The organism is Kribbella sp. NPDC004138 (assembly GCF_053603655.1).
The window spans coordinates 269559-294122 of record NZ_JBSGFZ010000001.1; the positions used below are offsets into that span (position 1 = coordinate 269559).

At 68.9% G+C, this 24564-nt stretch carries 24 protein-coding genes; 20 read left to right on the plus strand and 4 right to left on the minus strand.

The window, feature by feature from the left end; genetic code table 11:
- The first annotated feature begins 18 nt into the window (after positions 1 to 18).
- From ACWEOO_RS01255 to ACWEOO_RS01320, 14 genes are all read left to right on the plus strand, one after another.
- Positions 19 to 1494 (plus strand): sulfatase-like hydrolase/transferase, encoded by a 1476-nt coding sequence (locus ACWEOO_RS01255; RefSeq protein ID WP_452141225.1) that lies wholly within the window; start codon positions 19 to 21, stop codon positions 1492 to 1494.
- Positions 1481 to 2740 (plus strand): ABC transporter substrate-binding protein, encoded by a 1260-nt coding sequence (locus ACWEOO_RS01260; protein WP_452141226.1) that lies wholly within the window; start codon positions 1481 to 1483, stop codon positions 2738 to 2740. Before ACWEOO_RS01255 ends, ACWEOO_RS01260 begins: the two co-directional genes overlap by 14 nt.
- Entirely contained in the window at positions 2737 to 3633 is an 897-nt protein-coding gene (locus ACWEOO_RS01265; RefSeq protein WP_452141227.1) for a carbohydrate ABC transporter permease, read from the plus strand. The genes ACWEOO_RS01260 and ACWEOO_RS01265 overlap by 4 nt, the downstream gene beginning before the upstream one ends.
- A complete protein-coding gene (locus tag ACWEOO_RS01270) occupies positions 3630 to 4448 on the plus strand; it encodes a carbohydrate ABC transporter permease (protein ID WP_452141228.1) in 819 nt (272 codons plus the stop codon). Before ACWEOO_RS01265 ends, ACWEOO_RS01270 begins: the two co-directional genes overlap by 4 nt.
- 13 nt (positions 4449 to 4461) lie before the next feature.
- Complete coding sequence (locus tag ACWEOO_RS01275) at positions 4462 to 5460, plus strand: LacI family DNA-binding transcriptional regulator (RefSeq protein WP_452141229.1); 999 nt, start codon at positions 4462 to 4464, stop codon at positions 5458 to 5460.
- Between the two features lie 38 nt (positions 5461 to 5498).
- Positions 5499 to 8039 (plus strand): ATP-binding protein, encoded by a 2541-nt coding sequence (locus ACWEOO_RS01280; protein WP_452141230.1) that lies wholly within the window; start codon positions 5499 to 5501, stop codon positions 8037 to 8039.
- Between the two features lie 157 nt (positions 8040 to 8196).
- Positions 8197 to 9036 carry a hypothetical protein gene (locus ACWEOO_RS01285; protein ID WP_452141231.1) on the plus strand — a complete coding sequence of 280 codons (840 nt, stop codon included), beginning with the start codon at positions 8197 to 8199 and terminating at the stop codon, positions 9034 to 9036.
- A gap of 168 nt (positions 9037 to 9204) precedes the next feature.
- Positions 9205 to 10827 (plus strand): sugar ABC transporter substrate-binding protein, encoded by a 1623-nt coding sequence (locus ACWEOO_RS01290; protein WP_452141232.1) that lies wholly within the window; start codon positions 9205 to 9207, stop codon positions 10825 to 10827.
- 3 nt (positions 10828 to 10830) lie between these two features.
- Positions 10831 to 11790: an ABC transporter permease gene (locus ACWEOO_RS01295; protein ID WP_359938337.1), complete on the plus strand. Its 960-nt coding sequence runs from the start codon at positions 10831 to 10833 to the stop codon at positions 11788 to 11790.
- Positions 11787 to 12662, plus strand: a complete 876-nt coding sequence (locus ACWEOO_RS01300) for a carbohydrate ABC transporter permease (RefSeq protein WP_355474079.1) — start codon at positions 11787 to 11789, stop codon at positions 12660 to 12662. Before ACWEOO_RS01295 ends, ACWEOO_RS01300 begins: the two co-directional genes overlap by 4 nt.
- 17 nt (positions 12663 to 12679) lie before the next feature.
- Positions 12680 to 13672: a LacI family DNA-binding transcriptional regulator gene (locus ACWEOO_RS01305; protein WP_452141233.1), complete on the plus strand. Its 993-nt coding sequence runs from the start codon at positions 12680 to 12682 to the stop codon at positions 13670 to 13672.
- A complete protein-coding gene (locus tag ACWEOO_RS01310) occupies positions 13669 to 15138 on the plus strand; it encodes an arylsulfatase (protein WP_452141234.1) in 1470 nt (489 codons plus the stop codon). The genes ACWEOO_RS01305 and ACWEOO_RS01310 overlap by 4 nt, the downstream gene beginning before the upstream one ends.
- On the plus strand, positions 15119 to 15868 hold the full coding sequence (locus tag ACWEOO_RS01315; RefSeq protein ID WP_452141235.1) for a phosphotransferase: 750 nt from the start codon (positions 15119 to 15121) through the stop codon (positions 15866 to 15868). Before ACWEOO_RS01310 ends, ACWEOO_RS01315 begins: the two co-directional genes overlap by 20 nt.
- Before the next feature lie 3 nt (positions 15869 to 15871).
- Entirely contained in the window at positions 15872 to 16408 is a 537-nt protein-coding gene (locus ACWEOO_RS01320) for an MOSC domain-containing protein (RefSeq protein WP_452141236.1), read from the plus strand.
- Positions 16409 to 16572: 164 nt separating this feature from the next.
- Here ACWEOO_RS01320 and ACWEOO_RS01325 read toward each other — a convergent pair whose 3' ends face one another.
- Positions 16573 to 16839 (minus strand): hypothetical protein, encoded by a 267-nt coding sequence (locus ACWEOO_RS01325; RefSeq protein WP_452141237.1) that lies wholly within the window; start codon positions 16837 to 16839, stop codon positions 16573 to 16575.
- Between ACWEOO_RS01325 and ACWEOO_RS01330 the strand changes: the two genes are divergently transcribed.
- Positions 16823 to 17314 (plus strand): class E sortase, encoded by a 492-nt coding sequence (locus ACWEOO_RS01330; RefSeq protein ID WP_452141238.1) that lies wholly within the window; start codon positions 16823 to 16825, stop codon positions 17312 to 17314. The genes ACWEOO_RS01325 and ACWEOO_RS01330 overlap by 17 nt on opposite strands.
- 9 nt (positions 17315 to 17323) lie before the next feature.
- On the opposite strand, the gene ACWEOO_RS01335 is transcribed toward ACWEOO_RS01330, so the two are convergent.
- Together ACWEOO_RS01335 and ACWEOO_RS01340 are read right to left on the minus strand one after the other, a co-directional pair.
- Positions 17324 to 17746: a hypothetical protein gene (locus ACWEOO_RS01335; protein ID WP_355696031.1), complete on the minus strand. Its 423-nt coding sequence runs from the start codon at positions 17744 to 17746 to the stop codon at positions 17324 to 17326.
- 21 nt (positions 17747 to 17767) lie between these two features.
- On the minus strand, positions 17768 to 18496 hold the full coding sequence (locus ACWEOO_RS01340; protein WP_452141239.1) for an SAM-dependent methyltransferase: 729 nt from the start codon (positions 18494 to 18496) through the stop codon (positions 17768 to 17770).
- A 63-nt stretch (positions 18497 to 18559) separates the two neighbouring features.
- Between ACWEOO_RS01340 and ACWEOO_RS01345 the strand changes: the two genes are divergently transcribed.
- The 4 genes from ACWEOO_RS01345 to ACWEOO_RS01360 all read left to right on the plus strand — a co-directional run bounded on the left by ACWEOO_RS01345 (position 18560) and on the right by ACWEOO_RS01360 (position 22919).
- Positions 18560 to 19351 (plus strand): class I SAM-dependent methyltransferase, encoded by a 792-nt coding sequence (locus ACWEOO_RS01345; protein WP_452141240.1) that lies wholly within the window; start codon positions 18560 to 18562, stop codon positions 19349 to 19351.
- A gap of 171 nt (positions 19352 to 19522) precedes the next feature.
- Complete coding sequence (locus tag ACWEOO_RS01350; RefSeq protein ID WP_452141241.1) at positions 19523 to 20710, plus strand: neutral zinc metallopeptidase; 1188 nt, start codon at positions 19523 to 19525, stop codon at positions 20708 to 20710.
- A 17-nt stretch (positions 20711 to 20727) separates the two neighbouring features.
- A complete protein-coding gene (locus ACWEOO_RS01355; protein WP_452141242.1) occupies positions 20728 to 21999 on the plus strand; it encodes a neutral zinc metallopeptidase in 1272 nt (423 codons plus the stop codon).
- Complete coding sequence (locus ACWEOO_RS01360; RefSeq protein ID WP_452141243.1) at positions 21999 to 22919, plus strand: neutral zinc metallopeptidase; 921 nt, start codon at positions 21999 to 22001, stop codon at positions 22917 to 22919. The genes ACWEOO_RS01355 and ACWEOO_RS01360 overlap by 1 nt, the downstream gene beginning before the upstream one ends.
- Here ACWEOO_RS01360 and ACWEOO_RS01365 read toward each other — a convergent pair.
- Positions 22912 to 23367 (minus strand): N-acetyltransferase family protein, encoded by a 456-nt coding sequence (locus ACWEOO_RS01365; protein ID WP_452141244.1) that lies wholly within the window; start codon positions 23365 to 23367, stop codon positions 22912 to 22914. The two genes, ACWEOO_RS01360 and ACWEOO_RS01365, sit on opposite strands and share 8 nt — an antisense overlap.
- 233 nt (positions 23368 to 23600) lie before the next feature.
- On the opposite strand from ACWEOO_RS01365, the gene ACWEOO_RS01370 reads away from it, so the two are divergent.
- A complete protein-coding gene (locus ACWEOO_RS01370) occupies positions 23601 to 24491 on the plus strand; it encodes a membrane protein (protein ID WP_452141245.1) in 891 nt (296 codons plus the stop codon).
- Positions 24492 to 24564 lie beyond the last annotated feature (73 nt).

Consider the following 24564-nt stretch of genomic DNA (forward strand, 5'->3'; position numbering starts at 1 on the left):
TCGAGAGAAAGCAGGCCGATGCGTCCCGACATCGTCATCGTGATGACCGACCAGCAGCGGGTGGGGCTGACGCGGCGCAGCGGGTATCCGGTGGAAACGATGCCGTTCGTCGACGGCCTGGCGGAGCGCGGAACGGATTTCCGGAACGCGTACACGGCCGCGCCGGCCTGTGTTCCGGCGCGGACCAGCCTGCTCACCGGGCGGTTCCCGAGCGTCCACCAGGTGCGGCAGAACAGCAACGCGCAGTACGCCCGCTACGACCAGGACCTGCTCGACGTCCTGCGGGCCGCGGACTACCAGCTGCACTTCGCGGGCAAACCGCACATGCCCCGCGGCGCGCAGGACTTCGACACCTTCGCCGGACCGTACTTCCACACCCAAGGACCGGAACGGAACGCGGCGGAACACGCTTTCGACGACTGGCTCGAGCGCCTCGACCACGGGGTCGCCGACGAGCCGACACCGCACGCCCTGGAAACGCAGCTGCCGTACCGGATCACCACCGACGCGCTGCAAGCGGTGCACGACGCGGACCCGGACCGGCCGGGCCTGTTCTGGGTCTCCTACCCCGAGCCCCACAACCCGTACCAGGTCCCGCGACCGTACTTCGACCTGGTGAAACCCGAGGACGTCCCGGACCGCACGACGGGGCCGGAGGCAACCGAGATCAAGGGCGGCAGCTACGCCTGGCTGCGCAGACTCCAGGAAGACAAACGACCCGGGTACGACGACAACTGGCGTCGCTACACCGCGAACTACCTCGGCATGCTCCGCCTGCTCGACGACCAGATCCGCCGCCTGCACGAAGGGCTCGCCCGACGGAACCGGCCGCGCCTGACGATCGTGCTCGCCGACCACGGCGACTACGTCGGCGAGTACGGACTGCAGCGCAAGGGCGCCGGCCTGTCGGAGTTCCTGATGCGGATCCCGCTGATCGTCACCGGCGACGGCGTCGAGGTACAGCGACGCGACGAACCGGTGTCGATCGTCGACGTCCTCCCCACCGTCTGCGAGGCCGTCGGCCAACCCATCCCCGACGGCGTCCAGGGCCGCAGCCTGCTCCCGCTCGCGCACGGCGAGGCGGCGCCGGAAACGGAATTCCGGAGCATCGTCGCCGAGCAGGGCTTCGGCGGCCGCGCGTACGACGTGACTGCCCGCCCGCCGCTGCACTTCTCCTACGACGGCCCGACGTTCGACGAACTCAACACCGTCACCCAGTCCGGTGCCGCCCGGATGATCCGCAGCGGCCACTGGAAGCTCATCGTGCACGCCGATCTCGAGGGTGAGCTCTACGACCTGGACACCGACCCGGCCGAGCTCACCAACCTCTTCGACGACGACGCACACCTGGCCGTCCGCGCCGGCCTCCTGCACCAGCTCGCCCGCTGGCAGGCACGGCTGACCGACGACCTCCCGAACGGCAACTACACCTCGCTCCGCCTGCCCCACAACTGGCGCTGGGCGCCCAAGGAGATCCACGATGAACACGTTTAGCCGCCGCACCCTGCTGAGCCTCGGCGCCGCCACCGCCGCCGCGATCACGCTCCCCGGCTGCTCGGGGAAATCCGGCCCGATGCGCGTGTCCTGGTACGGCCCCGACCCGGTCACCAAGGCCCTGAACAAGGCCCTCGAGGCCTGGAAGTCGAGCGGCGGTGCGGAGTACGCCGCGGAGAGCGCTCCGTTCGACGACTACTGGGACAAGCTCGCCACGCAGACGTCCGGCAACAACGCACCCGACGTCCTGCGGATGTCGATGAGCTACTTCAGCGACTACGCGGGCCGCAGCGCGCTGAAGGACCTCGGGTCGCTGGGGATCGACACGACGGCGCTCGACAAGGACGTCGCGAGCAGCGGTGTCGTCGACGGCAAGAACTTCGGTATCGGGCAGAGCTCGATCAGTTACGCGATGTATGTCGACGAGGCCGCGGTCAAGCGCGCCGGCGGCACGGTCCCGGCCCAGGGCTGGACCTGGGACGCCTTCGCCGAGTTCGCCCGTGACTACAGCGGATCGGTCCAGGGCTCCTACGGCTCCACTGACCAGGCCGGAAACTTCCAGCTGTTCGAGGTGTACGCGCGCCAGCACGGCACGGAACTGTTTTCCGACACCGGCGGAAAGCTTGCCACCAGCAAGGACACGGTCCAGGAGTGGTTCCAGTACTGGGCCGGGCTGCGGGACGCGAAGGCGGCCCCGCCGCAGAACATCAGCGCGGAGACGACAGCGATCGAGAAGTCGCTGGTGGCCAAGGGCAAGGCACCGCTGCAGTTCGGCTGGGTCCAGCAGGTCACCTTCTACCAGCCGCTGGTGAAGGGCCCGCTGAGCGTGCTCCCGGTCCCGCAGGGCAAGGCCGGCGACCTGTCCGGCCAGTTCGTCAAGGGCCTCGACCTGTGGTGCGTCTCGGCCGCGAGCAAGCACCCCGAGGACGCCGCGAAACTGATCGGGTTCCTGCTCAACGACGAGAAGGCGATCAAGGCGATCGGCATCCTGCTCGGCGTCCCGCCGTCGAAGAAGGCGCGTGACCTGGTGTCCGCGGACGCCGGATCGGCCGGTGCCCGGGCGATCACGTACGTCGAGGGGCTGGAGAGCAAGGTCGGCCCGTCGCCGAAGCCGTGGCCCAAGGGGTACGGCGAACTGCTGACCGGGTTCGGGCGGATCGCGGAAAACATCGGTTTCGGAAAGACCACGCCGGCGGCCGGCGCGCAGGAGTTCGTCGACCTGGCCGGAAAGACCCTCGGGCAGTGATCGCCCGGCTCCGGCAGAGCGTTCCGGCGTACCTGTTCCTGCTGCCCTGGCTGATCGGGCTGCTCGGCCTGACGATCGGCCCGATGCTGCTGTCGCTCTACTACTCGTTCACCGACTACGCGCTGCTCAACACCCCCGAGTGGACCGGGCTGCACAACTACACGACCCTGTTCCAGGACTCGCGGTACCTGCAGTCGCTCAAGGTCACCTTCATCTACGTCGGCGTCTCGGTCCCGCTCGAGATGGCGTTCGCGCTCGCGGTCGCCGTGCTCCTCAACCGAGGGCTCAAGGGCCTGGCCGTCTACCGAGCGCTGTACTACGTGCCGAGCCTGCTCGGGGGCAGCGTCGCGATCGCTCTGCTGTGGCAGCAGATCTTCGGCAGCGACGGCCTGCTCAACGACGTCCTCGGCGTCTTCGGGATCCACGGCCGCGGCTGGATCTCCGAGCCCGGTACGGCGTTGTGGACCCTGATCGTGCTACGGGTCTGGCAGTTCGGCGCCCCGATGGTGATCTTCCTCGCGGGTCTGCGGCAGATCCCCGACGAGGTGCTCGAGGCCGCCGAGGTCGACGGTGCGGGCCGATGGCAACGATTCTGGCGGGTGACGCTGCCGCTGCTGTCGCCGGTGGTGTTCTTCAACCTGGTGCTGCAGATCATCGGCGCGTTCCAGGCGTTCACGCCTGCGTTCGTGATCAGCGGCGGCAAGGGCGGCCCGTCGGACTCGACGCTGTTCTACACGCTGTACCTCTACCAGCAGGCGTTCGGAAACTTCCGGATGGGGTACGCCGCCGCGATGGCCTGGGTGCTGCTGCTGATCATCGCGGTCTTCACCGGACTGAACTTCGTCCTGGGCCGCACCTGGGTGTTCTACGGAGACGAAGGGGTACGCCGATGAAACGCGTCCTGGCCCACACCGGGCTGGCGGCTGGGGCGCTGGTGATGCTCTACCCGCTGCTCTGGATGATCAGCGCCTCGCTGCGGCCGAACACCGAGATCTTCGACCACCCCGGGCTGATTCCCGAGCGCCCGACGCTGGGGAACTACGCGCTCGGCTGGTCGTCGACCGGTTCCAGTTTCGGCATCTACCTGATGAACTCGCTGATCATCTGCGCGGCGGTCGTGATCGGCAACGTGCTGACCTGCTCGCTGACCGCGTACGCGTTCGCGCGGCTCCGGTTCGTGGGCCGGAAATCGTTGTTCGGGTTGATGCTGGCGACGATCATGCTGCCCGGTCACGTCACGCTGATCGCGCAGTACTCGATTTTCCGGAACCTGAACTGGATCGACACGTTCTGGCCGATGATCGTGCCGAGTTTCCTGGCCACCGACGCGTTCTTCGTGTTCCTGATGGTGCAGTTCATCCGCTCGATCCCGGTCGAGCTGGACGACGCCGCGCGGATCGACGGCTGCGGTGCGTGGGGGATCTACCGGCGGATCATCCTGCCGCTGCTGTCGCCGGCGCTGGTGACGACGGCGATCTTCTCCTTCATCTGGACCTGGAACAACTTCTTCAGCCAGTTGATCTACCTGTCGACCAGGACCCGGCTGACGGTGCCGGTCGCGTTGCGCGGGTTCCTGGACGCCACCGGCAGCTCGGAATGGGGAGCGCTGTTCGCGATGAGCGTCGTCACGCTGGTGCCGGTGGTCGTGGTGTTCGTGATCTTCCAGCGGCGGATCCTGGCCGGAATGGCCCACACCGGCCTCAAATGAGATCCTGCCAGCTATGAGGCCGCGCCTGACCGACGTCGCCGAGGCGGCCGGTGTGTCGATGAAGACGGTGTCGAACGTCGTCAACGGCGCCGAGCACGTCCGCGAGGAGACCCGGCAACGGGTGCTGGCGGCGATCGACAAGCTCGGGTACCGGCCGAACATCGCGGCCCGCAACCTGGCCCAGGGCCGCAGCGGCGTGATCGCGCTCGCCGTACCGCAGCTCGACCGTCCGTACTTCGCCTCGCTCGCGGCCCGGATGCTCGACGAGGCGGAGTCGTTCGGCTGGATCGTCCAGTTCCACCAGACCGGCGGCCGCCGCGAGGCCGAGCTCGCCCTGCTCACCGAGCGGCACCCGGCTCGCCTCGACGGGATCGTGATGAGCCCGCTCGGGCTGACCGCGGAGGACGTGCAGGGCCGCGATCCGGCGTTGCCGCTGGTGCTGCTGGGCGAGAAGGCCGGCGTCGGGCACCACGCGGATCACGTCGGCATCGACAACCGCGAGGCCGGCAAGGTGGCGACCGAGCATCTGCTCGAGCTCGGCCGCCGGCAGGTGATGGCACTCGCCCCGGGGCCGCGCATGGACGACGAGCGGATCAACGGCTACCGCGACGGGCTGACCGCCGCCGGCCTGCCGGTCGACGAGGACATCGTGCTGCCGACCGGAGGCCTGCGCGGCCAGGATGCCGAGCGCACCCTCGGCGAGTGGCTCGACGCGGGACACGCGCCGCCGGACGCGGTCTTCGCGGCCACCGACTGGCTGGCGATGGGCGCGATCCGGGCCCTCGTCCTCCGCGGTCTGCGGGTGCCGCAGGACGTCGCCGTGGTCGGATTCGACGACATCCCGTACGACCTCGCGACCCTCCCGACTCTGACCACCGTCGCGCCCGACCGGGTCGCGATCGCGCGGCTGGCGTTGCAGGCGCTGAAGGACCAGCGCCCCGGTGCCGACCCCGTCCGCCTGCAGGCGCCCTTCAGTCTCGTCGTCCGCGAGAGCACCACCGGCATCGGTTGACCCTGGCGCATCGCCCGTGCGCACCCGAGACTGGCGGCATGGGTGGGGGCATGGTGGCCATGCTGTTCTCGGACATCGAAGGGTCGACGCTGCTGCTGCGCCGGCTGGGCGACCGGTACCTGGACGCGCTGGAGGATCACCGGCGGATCCTCCGCGCCGTGTGGACGGCGTACGGCGGAACCGAGATCGGGACCGAGGGCGACAGCTTCTTCGTCGTGTTCGGAACCGCCGGGGACGCGGTCCGGGCCGCGGCCGACGGGCAGCGACAGCTCGCCGGGCATGTGTGGCCGGGCAACGAGAGCCTGCGGGTGCGGATGGGCATCCACACCGGTACGCCGGGCGTGTACGACGGTGACTACTGGGGGATGGACGTCCATCTCGCCGCGCGGATCGGGGCGGCCGCCCACGGCGGGCAGATCGTGGTGTCGGCGGTCACCGGTCAGCTGACCCAACTGCCCGACGGTGTCACGCTGCGCGATCTCGGCACCCATCACCTGAAGGACATCCCGGAGCCCGAGCACCTGTTCCAGGTCACGGTCGACGGTCTGCAGCCCGAGTTCCCGCCGCCGCGCACCCTCGGTACGTCGACGAGCCTGCCGTCGCCGGCGACCCCGCTGCTCGGGCGCGCACCGGATCTCGAACGCATCGGCGAGCTGCTCGGTCGGCCCGACGTACGGCTCGTCACGCTGACCGGACCGGGCGGAGCGGGCAAGACCCGGCTGGCGATCGGCGCGGCCGCGGAGCTGACCACCAGGTTCCCGGGGGGTGTGTACTTCGTCCCGCTCGCGGCCGTCACGTCCGCACCCGTGCTGTGGACGACGATCGCCGAGGTCCTCGACATCCCGCCGCGCGACCGCGGCCGGGTCGTTGCGTACCTGGCCCAGCGAACCCTGTTGCTCGTCCTCGACAACCTCGAGCAGTTGCCGGACGCCGGCAAGGTCGTCGCCGAGATCATCGAGGGCGCGCCGCACGTGCAACTGATCGCCACCTCACGACGAGCGCTCGGACTCACCGGCGAGCACCAGCATCCGGTGCTGCCGCTGCCGATCGCGGACGGCGCGGACTCGGCCGCCGTGCAGCTGTTCGTGCAACGCGCGCAGGCCGTTCGGCCCGCGTTCACGCTGACCGCCGGGAACACCGCCGACGTGGTCGCGATCTGCCGCCGGCTCGACGGCCTGCCGCTGGCGATCGAGCTCTGCGCACCGCGGATCCGGCTGCTCAGCGTCAAGGAGCTGCTCGCACGGGTCGACCAGTTGCTCGACCTGGCGTCCACGAGTGCGGCGACGCCGCAACGGCAGCGGACGTTGCGCGAGACGATCGCCTGGTCGTACCAGCTGCTCGGGCCGGAGCACCGCCGGACGTTCCGTCGGCTGGCCGTGTTCTCCGGCGGCGCCGACCTGACCGCGGTCGAGAAAGTTGCTACCGGCATCGATTTGCTCGACGCCGTCGCCGAGCTGCACGACGCCAACCTGATCACGGTGTACGACGGACCGGACGGGACCCGGGTGCGGATGCTGGAGACCGTCCGCCAGTACGCCGCCGACGAGCTGCAAGCCACGGACGAGGATGCCGGCGTCCGCGGTCTGCACGCCGGCTACTACGCCGACCTTGCCGAGATCATCGAGAACACCAAGAAGACCACCTCCGACCTGCCGCTCGATCGTGCCGAGATCGACCTCGACAACTTCCGTACCGCCCTCAGCTGGGCGACCGGCCACGACGTACGGACCGCTCTCCGGCTCTGTTCGGCCCTGGCCTGGGTCTGGATCGTTGGCGGCTACCTGGCCGAGAGCCGCGCCTGGCACGAGCAGGTCGTCACCGCCGCCGGTACGACGTCCTCGCCGGAGCTGGCCGCCTGTCTGCGCGGATTGAGCAACGTCTTGCTCATCCAGGGGGAGGCGGAGCACGCCGAAGAGGTGGCAGCCCGCAGCGTCGAGATGGCCCGAAGTCTCGGCGATCCGGCCGGTATCGCGTACGGAATGACCGTGCTCGGCTCGATGCAAGGCCAGCGAGGGGACACCCGCGCGGCGCGGGCGACGCTGACCGAGGCCGTAGCCCGGCTCCGCTCCTTGGACGACGAGTGGCGGTTGGCCCGGGTGCTCAATCACCTGGGCGGGATCGAGGAGGACCTCGGCAACTTCGAGCAGGCGGAGGAGCTGCTCCGCGAGTCGCTGAGGATCACCGAGTCGCAGGGGGATGTGCACGAGCTCGCCGTGGTGGGGCAGAACCTGGCCTACCTGCTGACCCTCGCCGGCCGTCTCGACGAGGCCGGCGAGCTGGCCCGTGGCCTGGTTCCTACTGTGGTGGCGCTCGGCAGCCCGACTCTCACAATGGCGTTCTCGAACACCGTGATGAACCTTCTGATCCGCCGCGGCGATCCGGTCCGCGCCGCGGAACTGTTCGGCGCCGAGGAGGCGATGGGCGAGCGGCTGGAGATCCCGAATCCGTACCGGGAGGAGGAGCTCGCGGAGGCCCTCGAACTCGTCGGCGACACGCTGACCCGCGAGGACTGGGAGCGGCACCGCCGCACCGGCCGGACCGAACGCGTCGAGGAACTCCTGGGCCGCGTGTCGCTCTAGGACCTTGCCGGCCGCAACGAACCGCGACGAACCCGCCACGGTCGCCGAACGGTTGACCACGGACAGTGCCGACTACATACTGCTTGCACCGCCGTCGGCGGGCTGTGGGGGCAGCTGGGGTGATCATGGGGAACAAGGGGGGCAAGTTGTGCATGCCTTGAAGTTGATTCGTGCTGCGCTGATCGTGGGGATTCTCGGAGCGTCGCTGACCGCGCCGCTCGCGGCCTCGGCCGAGGATCCGCCGACCAGCGCGGTGGAGGTCAGTGCGACCACATTGAGTCCGGGGGACACGTTCACGGTCACGCAAACCGTGTACAACAAGGGCGATTTCACGCTCGAAGGGGCCAAGGCGGCGCTGTACGCCAAGGACCAGACCTTTACCGACTGGATCGAGCTGGTGAGCTGCACCGGCGCGAACTGTTTCACCGCCGAGGGGACGCACGTCCGGGCGTCGTTCGGTGACGTCGGCGCGCACGAGACCCGGACCGTGGTGTGGACGCTGCGGGTGCGCGAGGACACGAAGCTGGACCCGTTCATCCTGCGGAACCAGCTCTTCGCGGACAACTACGCGTACGAGATCCTGTCCGGCCCGACGATCACGATCGTGCCGAAGGCGGCCGACATCTCGGTCGCGCTGAGTGCCTCGGTGCGGATGGTGACGACGGCGCGGATCACGTACACGATCACGGTGAAGAACAACGGGCCGAACCCGGCGACCGGGGCTCGGGTGGTCGCCACGGCTCCGGCCGCGACGGCGTATTACGCGAGCACCTGCACGCGGGTCGGGACCACCCGGTCGGCGAACTGCGACTTCGCCACGCTGGCGAGCGGTGAGACCGTGACCCGGACGCTGACCGCGAACACCGGGATGCTCACGGCCGGCACGCTGACCGCGACGGCGCAACGGACGGCGAGTTCGCCGAACGACCCGGTGGCGACGAACGACAAGGCCACGAAGAGCTGCAGCGCGCTCACCGGGCTGGTCGTGCGCTGCTGACGACACGCTGAGGTTTCTGCGACGGCCGGCGGCCGCGGGTTCTCGAGTCCCCGCGGCCGCCGGCTCTTTTGCTGCCCACGTCTTGCATCCAGGGGCGGGTGAGGTTTACGGTCCGGGTTAACGTTTAAGTGAGTGTTAGTGAGCACTTCTTCGAAACTTGGAGCAACTATGATCAGTCGGCGGCGGTTCCTGCAGGTGACCGGTGCGGCGATTGCCACCTCTTCGCTCGCGGCCTGTGGTGACGGCGGTGCGTCGAACGGTGGTGCGAAGGCGTCGGGCGAGCTCAAGCTGCCGACGTACAAGCCGTTCGAGGGGCTGCACCCGGAGCTCCCGGGCGCCGAGTCCGGCCTCGAGCCCGGGTTCCTGAAGTTCCCGGCGGACGCGGTCGCCAGCGTGAAGGCGCCGCCGCTGAAGGGCCCGGTCACCGCGCTGACCGAGACGTTCGCGACGCCTCCGCCGCCGATGGGCAGCAACCCGATGTGGCAGGCGCTGAACTCCGCACTCGGCGGTGAGCTCCGGCTGACCATCGGCACCGACCCGGGCTACCCGGAGAAGTTCGCGACGCTGCTGGCCAGCGACTCGCTGCCGGACTTGATGTGGCTGCCCCCGAACCAGGGCATCCCGAACATCGGCCCGATGCTCGAGGCGAAGTTCCAGGACCTGACCAAGTACCTGTCCGGGGACGCCGTGCTGGAGTACCCGAACCTGGCCGCGCTGAAGCCGGCCTCCTGGCGGACCGCGGTGGTGAACGGGAAGATCTGGGGCGCCCCGATCCCGTCGACGCCGTTCGGCCAGGTGATGATGGGCAATCCGAAGACCTGGGCGAAGGTCGGCGGCCTGCAGTGCGCGACCGCGGACGAGTTCTTCGCCAAGTGCAAGGAGCTGACCAACGGCACGAACTACGCGCTCGAGCCGGCGATCATCAACATGCTGCACATGTTCGGCGAGTGGTTCGGCGCCCCGAACGGCTGGCGGGTCAACCAGGACCGCTCGCTGACCCACTTGTACGAGACCGACAACTACAAGGCCGCCGTCGAGTACGCCGCCAAGCTCTGGGCCGCGAAGGTGTTCTACCCGGACCTGAACCTGGCCGACGCCACGCCGAAGACCGTGAACGGCCAGATCGCCGCGCAGGTCGTGGTCGGTCCGCGGGCCACCGCCGACTTCCGGGCGCTGGACCCGTCGCTGTTCGTCGACACGATGATCCCGTTCGGCCACGACGGCAAGGCGAAGCCGGTCTACGACATGGGCTACGGCACGGTCGGGTTCACGCCGTTCAAGAAGACCGACGAGGGCCGCATCCGCGAGCTGCTCGCGCTGATGGACTACCTGTCCGCGCCGTTCGGCACCAAGGAGTACCTGGTCAAGAACTTCGGCGTCGAGGGCCAGCAGTACCAGCTCGACGCGCAGCAGAACCCGGTGCTGACGAAGGCCGGCCAGCAGCAGGCGCCCGGTCTGGTCAGTGCGCTGCAGATCATGAACTCGCCGGAGAGCGTGATCTTCAACCCGGCGTACCCCGACGACACCAAGAAGATCTACGCGACCGAGCAGCAGCTGCTGAAGTTCGCGATGCGGAACCCGACCGCGGGCACGTACTCCGACACCAGCAGCAAGGTCGGTCCGAAGCTGACCGCGGCGTTCCGGGACACGATCGTGGACATCGTCACCGGCCGGCAGAAGATCGACGCGTACGACGCGGCGCTGAAGCGCTGGAAGTCCGGCGGCGGTGACAAGATGCGCGACGAGTTCGCGGCCGTGCTGCCGTCGAGCGTCCCGGTCACCGGGTCCTGATCGATGCTGAAGCCGAACTCCTCGAAGCGGCAGGTCGCCAACGGCCTGCCGCTGAAGGCGAAATGGCGCCGGGACTGGCAGATGGTGCTGCTGATGATCCCCGGCGTGCTGTTCCTGCTGGTGTTCTTCTACCTGCCGGTGCTCGGAAACGTGGTCGCTTTCCAGGATTTCCAGCCGTACCTCGGCATCATGCACAGCGAGTGGAACGGCCTGCAGAACTTCCTCAACCTGTACGACAACCCGGACTTCTGGGACGCGCTGCGGAACACGCTGGTGCTGGCCGGCGTCCAGCTGCTGCTGTTCTTCCCGGTGCCGATCGGGCTGGCGCTGATCGTCGACTCGCTGGTCAGCAACCGTTTTCGGCGCTGGTTCCAGACCATCGCGTACCTGCCGCACTTCCTGTCCTGGGTGCTGGTCGTGACCCTGTTCCAGCAGTCGCTCGGCGGCGCCGGATTCGTCAACAACCTGCTCCGGCAGGCCGGCCTGGACCCGATCCCGTTCATGACCAACCCGGACACCTTCCCGCTGCTCGTCGTCGCGCAGCTGATCTGGAAGGACGCCGGCTGGGCGATGATCATCTTCCTCGCGGCGCTGACCACGGTCGACGTGTCGCTGTACGAGGCCGCCGCGGCGGACGGCGCCGGGCGCTGGCGGCGGCTGTGGCACATCACGCTGCCGTCGCTGCGCACCGTCATCGTGCTGCTGCTCATCCTGCGGATCGGCGACATCCTCAGCGTCGGCTTCGAGCAGTTCATCCTGCAACGCGACTCGGTCGGACCGGGCGCCGCCGAAGTACTGGACACGTTCACGTACTACGCCGGTGTGGTCGGCGGTGACTGGAGCAGCGGCGCCGCGGCCGGGTTGGCCAAGGGCGTCGTCGGAGCCCTTCTCCTGTGGGGCGCCAACGCGCTGGCCCACCGCCTGGGTGAGCCCGGCATCTTCCAGAAACGAGGCGCTTCATGAGACCGGTGTGGAAGGAAAACCCTTCTCCGGCGTACCAGGCGATCAAGGCCGTCGTCCTGGGCGGCTTCGCGCTCGTCATCGTGATCCCGATCCTGGTCGTGATCTCGACGTCGCTGGCCAGCGACAAGGACATCATCGACGCGGGCGGGTACGTGCTGTGGCCGTCGCATCCGACGTTCAAGGCGTACCAGACGCTGTTCTCCGGCGGCCTGATGGGACGGGCGATCCTGGTCAGCGTCTTCGTGACGCTGGTCGGTACGGCGATCGCGCTCGCCGTCACCATCGCGCTCGCGTACGCCACGTCACGGCCGGTGCTGTTCGGGCGGCCGGTGCTGCTGATGGTGCTGTTCACGTTGCTGTTCGCGCCCGGCATCATCCCGATGTTCCTGGTGGTGAAGCAGCTCGGACTGCTCGACAGCCTGTGGTCGCTGATCCTGCCGGGCGCGCTCGGCGCCTTCAACTTCGTTGTCCTGCGCACCTTCTTCATGAATGTTCCGGGCGAGCTGCTGGAGAGCGCGCGGATCGACGGCGCGAGCGACTTCACCATCCTGCGCCGCATCGTCATGCCGCTGTCGAAGGCGGTGATCGCAGTCGTCGGCCTGTTCTACGCGGTCGGGTTCTGGAACGCGTTCTTCAACGCCCTGCTGTACCTCAACGACACCTCGAAGTGGCCGGTCCAGGTGATCCTGCGGACCTACGTCCTGCAGGGCAAGTCCCTGTCCGCGGACCAGCTTGGCGTCCATCCGCCGCCGCAGCCCCAGTCGCTGCAGATGGCCGTGGTGGTGGTCGCACTGGTCCCGATCGCGATGGTGTATCCGTTCCTCCAACGGCACTTCACCAAGGGCGTCATCACCGGTGCGGTCAAGGGCTGATCTGCAAGAATCGACATATGTCCTCACCTTTGGCTGAGCGGCCGACGCTGCGGATGGTCGCGAAGGAGGCCGGTGTCTCGGTCGCGACCGTGTCCTACGTGCTGTCCGGACGGCACCGCAGCCACACGATCAAGGACTCGACAGCGGACCGGGTCCGCGAGGCCGCGTCGCGCCTGGGCTACCGGCGCAACGACGCGGCCCGCGCGATCCGTACCGGCAAGTCGGACCTGGTCCTGCTGTCGCTGAACGTGCTCGCGGACCCGTGGTCGCAGGCGGTCGCGGCCACCGTCAGTACGGCGGTGACCCCGCTCGGCAAGACCGCGCTGATCGTCGCCGACGGGGACTGGCGCACCGTGCTGGCGAACCGGACGCCCGACGTGATCTTCATCGACAGCATCGCGCCGGCCCCGGAGCAGATCGCGGAGCTGGCCGCGTTCGCGGCGCAGGGCGTGCAGATCGTCGTGTTCAGCGAAACCCTGGAGCCGCAGGGCTTCGACGTGATTCGGTCCGGCGCCGAGCCGCGCTGCCATCTCGCGGTCGAGCACCTGCTGGAGCATCACGACCGGGTCGGCGCGCTCACCTCACGGACCACCGGGTTCGCCCGCTTCGACGCGTATCTGAACACCCTGCGCGCGGCGGACAAGCCGATCCGCGACCAGGACATCGAGATCTTCGAGCAGCACCCCGAGGGCGCGTACCGGGCCGCGATGGCGCTGCTCACCAAGCCGGACCGGCCGACGGCGATCTACTGCACGACCGACTTCGCCGCGATCGCCGCCGTCCGGGCGGCGCACCGGCTGCGGATCGACGTACCGCGGGAGCTGGCGATCGTCGGCGTCGGCAACACGCCCGAGGGCGAGCATCTCGACCCGTCGCTGTCGACGGTCGGACCGGTCGACTTCAACGAGGCGCTGGCCAAGATCATCGTCGGGCGGCTGACCGACCGCGAGGGCGCGCCCGGCGAAGTGTTCGATTTCCCCTGGCAGCTGATCGTTCGGGAGTCTTCTTGAGTCAACCCAACGTCGTACTGATCTGTGTCGACGAGTGGCGTGGGGACGCGATGTCGTGCGCCGGCCACCCGTACGTCGAGACGCCGCACCTGGACGAACTGGCGCGCACCGGGGTGCGGTTCAGCCGCGGCTACTCCGCGACGCCGACGTGCGTGCCGGCCCGGGTGGCGTTGTTCACCGGGCAGTCGCAGGAGCGGCACGGGCGGGTCGGGTACACCGACGGCGTACCGTTCGACGCCGCGCATCCGGCGACGGTGCAGGGCGAGTTCCGCCGGGCGGGGTACCACACGCAGGCGATCGGGAAGATGCACGTCTGGCCGGAGCGGGCGCGGCTCGGGTTCGACGACGTGGTCCTGCACGACGGGTTCCTGCACCACGCCCGGCGTACGCATCGGCAGCAGTTCGGGTTCTTCGACGACTACGTGCCCTGGCTGCGGCGGCAGCCCGGGGTGTCGCCGGACGCGGAGTACTTCGACCACGGGGTGAACTGCAACTCGGTGGTCGCACGGCCGTGGGACAAGGCGGAGGAGCTGCACCCGACGCATTGGATCGGCACGCAGACGATCGAGTGGCTCTACCGGCGCGACCCGTCGCGGCCGTTCTTCCTGTATCTGTCGTTCCATCGGCCGCACCCGCCGTACGACCCGCCGGCGTGGGCGTTCGACCAGTACAACGCGCTCCCGCCGTACGAGCGGGAGCTGGGGGACTGGGAGGGCGACTGGGACGAGTTCCGTACGGACGGGGACTACCAGGCGTCGATCGGGGACTTGCCGGACCGGGTCGTGCACCGCGCGCGGGCCGGGTACTACGGCCTGATGGCGCAGATCGACCTGCAGATCAACCGGATTCGGGAGGCGCTGGTCGACTTCGGAGTGTACGACGACACGATCTTCGCGTTCACGTCCGACCACGGCGAGATGATGGGCGACCACCGGATGTTCCGGAAGTCGGTGCCGTACGAGGGGTCGGCGCGGGTGCCGTTCATCGTCGCGGATCGCGCCTCGGCTGGTTCTGTGCGCGGTGGGGTGGTGGATCAGGTGGTCGAGTTGCGCGACGTGATGCCGACGTTGCTGGACCTGGCCGGCGTGCCGATCCCGGCGTCGGTCGACGGGGTGTCGCTGGCGCCGTTCCTGCGCGGGGAGTCGGTGCCGGTGCGGGAGTGGTTGCACGGCGAGCACCTGCACTTCGGGCAGTCGATCCAGTGGGTGACGGACGGGAAGACCAAGTACGTCTGGGGATCCGAGCGCGGCGTGGAGCAGCTGTTCGACCTGGTCGACGATCCCGGTGAGCTACGGAACCTGGCGAAAACGCAACCCGAGCTGCGGGACCTGTGGCGCGAGCGGTTGATCCAGGACCTGACCGGTCGCGAGGAAGGTTTCGTTGCCGACGGCAAGCTGGTGACCGGGCGGCCGGTGACCGCGATCCTCCAGCACACGAGGGAGAGACTTGCTCACGCCATCGTCTGACGACTGGGCCCCGGTCGACATCGGCGAGTCCGGTCTGTCCGTCTACCGGCGCGGCGACGTGTTCGCCAAGTGCTGCGGACCCGAGGGGATCGCGGATCTGACAGCCGAGCGCGACCGCGTCGAGTGGCTCGCGGGGACAGGCTTCCCAGGGGCGACGGTCGTCGATTGGACGGACTCGCCCGACGGTGCGTGCCTGACGACGTCGGCCGTTCCCGGTGTGCCTGCCGACACTCTGCCGCCCGGAACCCACGAGCGCGCGATGCGGAGTCTGGGTGCAGCGCTGCGCGACCTGCATGCACTGAAGGACTGCCCGTTCGAGCGTCTACTGGAGCAGGTGATCGCGACCGCGGCCGATGTCGTACGGCGGGGTGCGGTGAATCCGCAGTTCCTCACCGACGAGTGGCGCCGGCTGGATCCTGCCGATCTGCTGGCGCAGGTAGTTGCCGAGCGCCCTTATGTCGAGAGTGTCCTGGAGCCGGTCGTCTGCCACGGCGACGCCTGCCTGCCGAACGTGTTCTTCGACCCTGACACCCTGGCGGTCACCGGGCTGATCGATCTCGGCCGGCTCGGCGTCTCCGACCGGTACACCGACCTCGCGCTCACCACGATCCAGCTCCACGACGAGTGGTCGGCCGACCCGGCGCCGTTCCTCGAGGCGTACGGCGTCCCGGATCCGGACCAGCGCCGCCTGCACTTCTTCCGTCTCCTCGACCCGCTCACCTGGGGCTGAACCATGAGAGTCGACGTCATCGCACTGGTGGTCTCCAGCCGGCACGCCTACGAAGGGCGCCCGCAGGACGGGCCGCGCCCCGACCCCGAGCCGACCGACCGCGCGTCGATCGAGCTCCGCGCCGGCCTGGGGATCGTTGGCGACCGGTACTACGCGCAGTCGATCCACAAGAACGCCGCCGTCACGCTGATCGACGCGGCTGCGCTGGATGAAGTGCAGGACAAGCTCGGCCTGCCCGCGCCGCTCGACCCGCGGCTCACGCGGCGCAACATCGTCCTGCGCGGCTTCCCGATCGACGAACTCGCGGCGCACCGCTCCGCCGACGGTACCCGGGTCGCCGGCCGGCAGTTCGTGCTGGACTCGGGCGACGGGCCGGTCACCTTCCAGGCCAACCGGCCGGCCAATCCGTGCGCGTGGATGGACGAGGTCCTGGCACCTGGCGCGATGAAGGCGCTGCGCGGGCGTGGCGGTATCCGTGCGACGCCGCTCACGTCCGGCGTTCTGCGGCTCGGACCGGCCGAGCTGACCTTGCTGGACTGAGAGCCCGCTCGACAGGAGGTGTCGGCGGGGCGGGTAGTGCACCTGAGCGTGATCGGGTCCGCGCGTACGGCGTCTCGCGGGTGCACTACCTGTCGAGCCTGCCGGGCTGAGGCCTGTCGAGCGGCCGAGCGGTTGCCCTTTCGGGCAGTTTTCGGCCCTTGTGTCTACCGTCGAGGGGTGAGGCTGGTAGGCGCTCTGGTCGTGGTGCTGGCGCTGGTCGGATGCAGCGACGTCGCTCCGTCCGGCGAGTCGCCCCTGCCGTCCACCAGTTCCGCCCCGCCAACCACCGCTGACCCGCCAACCAGCGGGACTCCGTCGAACCCCACGCCGTCCAGCTCCGCGCCGCCGTCCCCGGCCCGCTCGCCGAGCCGTACCCCGACGCCCGCGAGGCCGACGGCGGCGGGGCCGGTGACGATGTCGATTCCTGCCATCGGCGTGCGTAACCTGCGCGTGGTCGCCTACACCGGCACCGCGGACGACCGCCCCGGCACCCGGATCCAGGACCGCGGTTTCGCCGCCAGCCCGCGCGGCCGGGCCGGCGGTGTCGGCCCCGGCGAGATCGGGAACTTCATCGTCACCGGCCACCGCGTCAGCCACAACCGGCCCCTCGAACACGCGCCGGACCTGCGTGAGGGCGACCACATCCTGGTGACCGCCGGCGGAATCGAGTACGACTACCTGGTCACCCGGACGATGACGATCTCGTTCCGCAAGCCCGCCGAGAAGGCACAGCAGAACGCCGCCGTACCGGGCAACCCCGGCGCCACGCCGACGAGCGCCATGATCACGATCTCCACCTGCGCCACCCCTGAGGATCACGCGGCCGGCAACTACTGGCACGACGAACTCGGCAACCCCGAACACCGGATCAACAAGATCGGCACCCTGGTCGCCACCAGGTCCTGAATACCGGACCTACTTACGGCCGAACTTCCACCACTTCGGCTTGTTCATCTTGATCTCGTCCGGCGTCATCGGCGGCGGGACCGGCGGCCGGGACTCCTCGGTGAGGAAATCGCCGGACTCGGTGTCGTACGGCGTGACGCCGAGCCGCCGGCTGATCTCCATCACGATCGGGATCGAGCGCGGGCCGTCGTTGAGGTAGAAGGTGATGTCCCGGACCTCGACGCCCTTGCCGATCGTCATCTCGACGTCGTACTCCGGACTTCGCAGCGCCAGCCAGGACGGCTTGCTCGTGTCCACGTCCGGCACCACTTCCCGGACGGTGGCCACCACGTCGGTGACGAGACCCACCGCCGGCGGCTCGTAGTCGACCGGTAGATCGTCGAGGCGCCGTACGCCTCCTGGTCCGCGCATCGCATAGACAGCCCAGCTCATGCCCCCAGCATGCCAGGCGGGTCAGCGCTTGCGGGCGGCGAGGACGGCGAAGGTCAGGTATTGACCGTTGTCGGCCTCGAGCATCTCGAGGGTGCTCTTGTCCTCGCCGCGGAACTCCGAAACCGCGCGCGACCAGCGGATCCAGTCCGCCCAGCCGTTGTCCTGCAGTCGCGCCGCGGTGACGTCGACGAGCTCCGTGATCTCCCACTGGAACCGCCACCAGTCGGCCGTGTGCCAGGCGAGCGCCTCCCACCCGACCGCCTTCTTGATGTGCTCCGGGATGTGGCCGAGCTCGCGGACCTCCTGCCGCATCGCGGGCGTCGCGACGCCGAACTGGCCGCCGGGTTTGAGGAAGCTCGTGATGTAGGGCAGGTAGTTGTCCGCGGTGCCGAAGTACTCGTACGCGTCGATGCAGACGATGGCGTCGAAGAACCCCTGCGCGAACGGCAGCGCATGGGCCTCGGCCTTCAGCGTCACGACGTCGTCGCGGTCGATGTGCGCGGCGGCGTCCGTCGGGTCGATCCACAGGTCGGCGGCCCAGACCTGGACGCCGTACTCCTTGGCGAGGAAGACCGCGGTGGCGCCCTTCCCGGAGCCGAGGTCGAGCACACGCTGGCCGGGGCGCAGGTCGAGGTCGCGGGCGAGATCCTCCAGCAGCCACAGGGGATTCGGGCCCATGTCGCGGGCCAGCAGCCACTCGGCGTCGTACGTGCTGGAGCGTGGGTAGGCGTCGTGCTTCAGGTCCGTCACCGGCACAGGGTAGCGGCGGCAAAACCTGGTGTGCCCGGCATTTTCGTCCCGCACAGTGGGTGGATGACTGAACTTGATCCGGCAATTCGTTCCTTCTATCGGGACCGGTACCTCGAGAACGACCGGCTGGTCGTCCCCGGGCACGGCCGGCTCGAGTACCTGCGCACCCAGGAGTTGCTGCGCCGCTGGCTGCCGCCCGCGGCCGTCGTACTGGACGTCGGTGGCGCGACCGGCGTCCACGCGCGCTGGCTCGCAGCGGACGGGCATCAGGTGACGCTCGTGGATCCGGTGGACGAGCACGTGGAGCAGGCGGCGGCGATCGGCACCTTCGCTGCCGAGGTCGGCGATGCGCGGGCGCTGCGGCAGGCGGACGCGAGCGTGGACGTGACGCTGCTGCTCGGGCCGCTCTACCACCTGGTCGACGCTGCCGACCGTGCTCAGGCGCTGGCCGAGGCGGTCCGGGTGACGAGGCCGGGCGGGGTAGTGGTCGCGGCGGCGATCAACCGGTTCGGCGGTCTGCTGGAGGCCGGCAGCAACGGAACGCTCACCGACGAGAGCCTGCCGCTCTTCGTGGACGCTTTCCATTCCGGCAGCATCGACGGCTCTTCCGGCTTCACGGTCGCCTATTTCCACCACGCCGACGAACTCTCCACCGAACTCGCCGCAGCCGGCCTCGCCGGCGTCGAGGTCCTGGGTGTGGAAGGCCCCGCGGCCAACATCCTCCAGAACGCCGCGCCGGACACCGTCGACGGCCTGCTTCCCGCCGCCGTCCTCCTGGCCCGGCAGGTCGAATCCGACCCCAGACTCCAGGCCGGCAGCCCACACTTCCTGGCCCACGGCAGCGTAGTCAGCTGACCACGGTGTGTGGATACGGTCGCGGAACGGTGTCAATAGCTGCAATCCGGTTCTCCGCATCGCGGTCCAGGCCGTAATATCAGCCGGCGGCCGGCACCGGGGGTGTTCCGGCCCGTTCGACGGATCGGGTGGGACCGGGCAAAGTCCGGTTACTGGGGAGAAGCGGAAACTATGGCGGACAAGCCGGCACCCAAGCCTGGGCATTTCCTGCCGGGTGGCGATGGTGAGCAGGGCACGGCCGATGATCGTACGGCGGGCGGGGCTGCGCCGTTGGCGGCACCCACACCGCGCCTCGGCGGCGACGCGCCGCCGGCCCCGCCGCAACTGACCGGGTCCCGGATCGACTCCCGCCGTACGACGTTGTCCGGCAGCCGGCTCGGACCGCCGCCGGCCGGTGACCGGGCGGCCGCGGCGTACCGGGAGGTGTTCCACCCCGAACCGGTGCCGTTCGTCCCGAAGAAGCGGTCGAAGGCCCTGATCGCGTTGATGGTCGTCGCGGTGCTGCTGTTCCTCGCCGGCGGCGCGACGTTCGCGGTCAAGGTGCTCTCCTCGGACGGCTTCGTCAGCACCCCGATGCCGTCCACGAAGCCGAGCGGCGGGACGACCGCCACCCAGGAACCGGTCGGCAAGGGGACGCCGGACGCCGACATCGTCGGCAAGAACGCGATCTACTCCGTGGGCCGGCTGGCGGTGGCGAACTGCCCGGAGCCGGCGTTCCGCCCCACGTCGAAGGAGAACGTCCGCTCGTACTACCAGGCGCTCACCGCGTGCCTGGACAAGGCGTGGCAGCCGGTCGTCGCGAAGGCCGGATTCGAGTTCCGGTCGCCGAACCTGATCATCTTCGACGACGGTGACGAGACCGCGTGCGGCGTCCAGCACGATCTCGCGCTGTACTGCCAGGACGAGCACGGCGGCAGCGTGACCATGCCGTGGCAGACCGTCGTCGAGGACTACCCGAAGAACAAGGCCGAGGTGCGCGCGGAAATGGCGCAGTCCTTCGGCTTCGTGTACGGCGTCCACGTGCAGAGCCTGACCGGGATGGCCGACGCCGCCGACAACCTCGCCGACACCGCGGCGAACAAGAACGCCCAGCTCGAGGTGCAGCGGCGCTCCGCACTGCAGGCGTACTGCTTCGGCGCCGTGTTCTTCGGGGCGGCCAAGGCGAGCTTCCCGCTGCGCGGCGAACTGCTGCGCCAGTGGACCGGCCTGATCCAGCGGCGCGGCGACGAGCACACCAAGGACAAGGTCCGCGACCACGGCTCCAGCAAGAGCCTCGCGCTGTGGATGAACCAGGGCTTCGCGACAACCAGCCCGGGAGCCTGCAACACTTTCGTCGCAGCATCCGCCAAGGTCAGCTGAACGTAAGGGAGCGAACGATGCCTGAGTCCGAGGAGGGTACGCCGGAACCCGGACACTTCCTGTCCGGCGGCGATCCCGCACCCGGTTCGCGTCCGCTGACCCTGCAGACCGCACAACCTGCCCGTCTGGGCAGGGCGCGCTCGACATCGTTCGACGAGTCGTCGATGCGCCGCAAGGCCCGTCCGCTGCCCACCGAGCCCGGCACCACGAGCGAGTACAGCGGCCCGCCGGCCGCGCCGCTCACCGGAGGCCCGCTCCCGCCGCTGACCGGCACCCGCCGCGTCGGCGGTTCCCGTCCGTCCGGCTGGCACTCGAACCCGTCCCGCTCCGGCGCCCAGTTCACCACGGAGCCCGCCCCGGCCGCGCCGCCGCGCCAGTACTCCCGCCCCGTCGTCGCGGGCCTGTCGATCCTGGTCGTCGTGATGCTGACCGCGGCCACCATCGGCGGCTTCAAGCTGGTCAACTCGTACGGCGTCCAACGCCCCCTCTCCCAGCCGTCGGTCAAGAAGTCCGAGGCCCCACTCCCCGTCCCCCCGGACCCCACCGTCACCGTCACGGCTCCCGTGGTCCCGGACGTGATCCGCCTCCGCTTCAACGAGATCTACAGCGCGGGCAAGGTGGCGACTGTCACCTGCAAGGAGCCGGCGATCAAACCGAACTCGCAGTCGGCGATCCTCAGGTACTACCGGGCTCTGCTCCCCTGCCTGAACAACGCGTGGGCTCCGGTGCTGAAGAAGTCCGGATATCCGTTCCGGGCGCCGAAGGTCGTCCTGCAGACGAACCAGACCACCTCCGCGAGCTGCACCGGTCAGGAGAACGTCGCGTTCTACTGTCCGGCCGACGAGAGCATCTACGTCAGCTGGAAGAAGGACCTGAAGTACTACAAGGACGAGCCGCTCGCGGCGCGGGTGTGGATGATCGACACGATGGCGCACGAGTACGGCCACCACGTGCAGAACCTCACCGAGATGCTGACCGCCGCCTGGTCTCGCGAGGGCTGGGAGAAGGCGCCGGCGGAGAAGCTCGAGTGGCGCCGGCGTACGGAGTTACAGGCCAGCTGCTTCGGGGCGGCCTTCCTCGGTGCGAACAAGCAGGCGCTCGGCCTCACCGGCCGCAAGCTGGAGCTGTGGGAGTGGGAGACCCAGCACAGCGGCGACGAGTACAACCCGAAAAAGATCCGCGACCACGGCTCCCGCAAGAACCACTGGCTCTGGTCCGAACCCGCCTTCAAGGCCGCCGACCCCAAACTCTGCAACACCTTCACCGCCCCACCCGCCAAGGTGAGTTGATGCTCCGTCGGCTGAAGGCGGTGATCGCGATCGGCGCCTTGTTCGGCTTGGTCGGCTGTGCGCGCACCGAGCCCGTTGCGGTGGTGTCGCCGACGAGCATCCCGGCGGCGACGCCCACACCTACACCCACGCGAACACCGATACCCACGCCGACGCGGCGGTCCACACCTGGCCGGCCGGCTCCGACCGACTGGTCGAATCTGACCGACCCGGTGCTGCACCACAAGCTCTACTCAGCAGGCAAGGTGCCCGCTGTGCGGTGCGCGCTGCCGCAGCCGAACCTGACCTCCAAGGCGGCGATGGTCGCGTATGCCAAGGTGCTTGTCGGGTGTATGGACGAAGCGTGGGCACCCGTAGTGGAGAAGTCCGACGCGGTTCTGACTCCGCCTGAGGTGTTCGCCTACTCCTCGAAGCGTCCGGCGGCGACGCCGGAGTGCTCGGACCCACCTACGACCTCCGGCGCGTTCTACCATTGGAGCGGCCTCACCGGGAAGATCTGTTTCGCGGTGGAGAGGTACCTAGGTGCGGACGACCCGGTGGCGAACACGATCGACTTCCAACGGATGATCGCGCACGAGTACGGCCACCACGTGCAACGGTCGGTCGGCATTCTGACGCTGTACACCGAGTTGATGCACGGGAAGTCCGAGACGGGTCAGCTCGAGGTGCGGCGTCGCAAGGAGTTGCAGGCGAGCTGCCTCGGTGCGGCCTTCCTGGGCGCCAACAAGGCGGCCTTCCGGCTGTCCGGGGAGCGCCTGGAGATCTGGCGCTACATCGTCCAGCACGTCGGCGACGAGTACGGCGAGGTCCGCGACCACGGCTCTCGCAAGAATCACGGCTACTGGTCGATCCGGGCCTTCGGCAGCGCGAACCCGGCGTCGTGCAACACCTTCACCGCTCCGGCGAAGCGGGTCAGCTGAGCTTTAGTTTGAAGCCCTCGTGGGAATTGGTGAAGCCGAGGGTGGTGTAGAAGCGGTGGGCGTCGGTGCGGGTTTTGTCCGAGGTGAGTTGGACGAGGGCGCAGCCGCGGGTGCGGGACTCCTCGACGGCCCAGCGGATCAGGGTGCTGCCGAGGCCGGAGCCGCGGGCGGGGGCGGCGACGCGGACGGCCTCGATCAGGCCGCGGGTGGAGCCGCGGCGGGACAGGCCGGGGATGATCGTGAGCTGCAGCGTGCCGATCACCTCGTCGTTGCGATCGGCAACCATCAGCAGCTGGTTGGGGTCGGCGTCGATCTGCTCGAAGGCCGCCAGGTACGGCGTCAGGTCGTCGAGCGACTCGCGGGTGGCGCCGAGTTGGTCGTCGGCGATCATCGCGACGATCGCGGCGACGTCGGCGGCGGTGGCCCGGCGGATCAGCACATCGTTCATACCCACAGGATCGCAAACGCCTGAAGCGGTTCAGCCGCCAGGGTAAGGACCGAAGCGTGAAGACAGTGATTGCCTTATGCAAACACCCTTCGTTGCTCGCCGCGCCCGGAGAACTGTTTGCCTTCGGCACCTGAGGGTACGAGTCATACTGGACACCACTGCATCCGCCCGTGCCGGGGTTGGTGCAGTCCTGTGCCGACAGCGGATGCGGGCCAGTCGGAAGGGTTCATCCGATGTCAGCATTAGCAATCGACTTCACCCAGCCGTTCGAAGATGCCTTCAGCAAACTGCTGTCGTTCATCCCGAACCTGCTGGGCGGTTTGGTCATCCTGGTCGTCGGCTACTTCGTGGCCAAGATCCTCGGCAATCTCGTCGGCCGGTTGCTCGGCCGGGTCGGGTTCGACGGCTGGATGGAACGGGCCGGCGTCTCCGGCGTGCTGCAACGGTCGGGCACGGGGCTGACCGCTTCGGCGATGCTCGGCAAGGTCGTGTTCTGGTTCGTGTTCCTGATCAGCTTCACGATGTTCGCCTCGGCGCTCGGCGTGCCGGAGATCTCGAACTTCATGAGCGACATGCTCGGCTACATCCCGCGGATCTTCGCTGCGATCGTGATCGTCTGCCTGGCGGCGCTGTTCGCCAACTTCCTGGCCGCGATCATCCGCGGCGCGACCGGGAACGAGACCCTCGCCAAGGTGGCCCGGTACGCGGTCCTGGTGTACGCCGCGTTCGCCGCCCTGACCCAGCTCGGCGTCGCCGTCCAGCTCACCGGCAACACGCTGCTGATCGTGCTCGCGGGCGGCGCGCTCGCTCTCGGTCTCGCTTTCGGCCTCGGGGGTCGCGAGATGGCCGGTCGCGCACTGGGCAACCTGTTCGACAAGGACAAGATGGTCAAGCCCGCCGACCAGAACGGCATGGACAACGGCACGGCCGCGTACCCGGCCCAGGGCAACTACCAGGGCAGCTACCAAGGCCAAGCCGAGTACCAAGGCGAGTACCAGGGCGACTACCCGCAGCCCACGCAGCAGATGCCGCAGGCGCAGCCTGAGCAGCACCCAGCCGCGCACAGTGCCGGCAACTGGTCCAACGGAACCCCGCCGAACGGCAACTGGCCGCAGGGGCAGTAATCGAGCGGATTCTCCTCGAGAACGGGCGGCAACCCCACCGGGTTGCCGCCCGTTGCTCAGCAACAGCAGACAG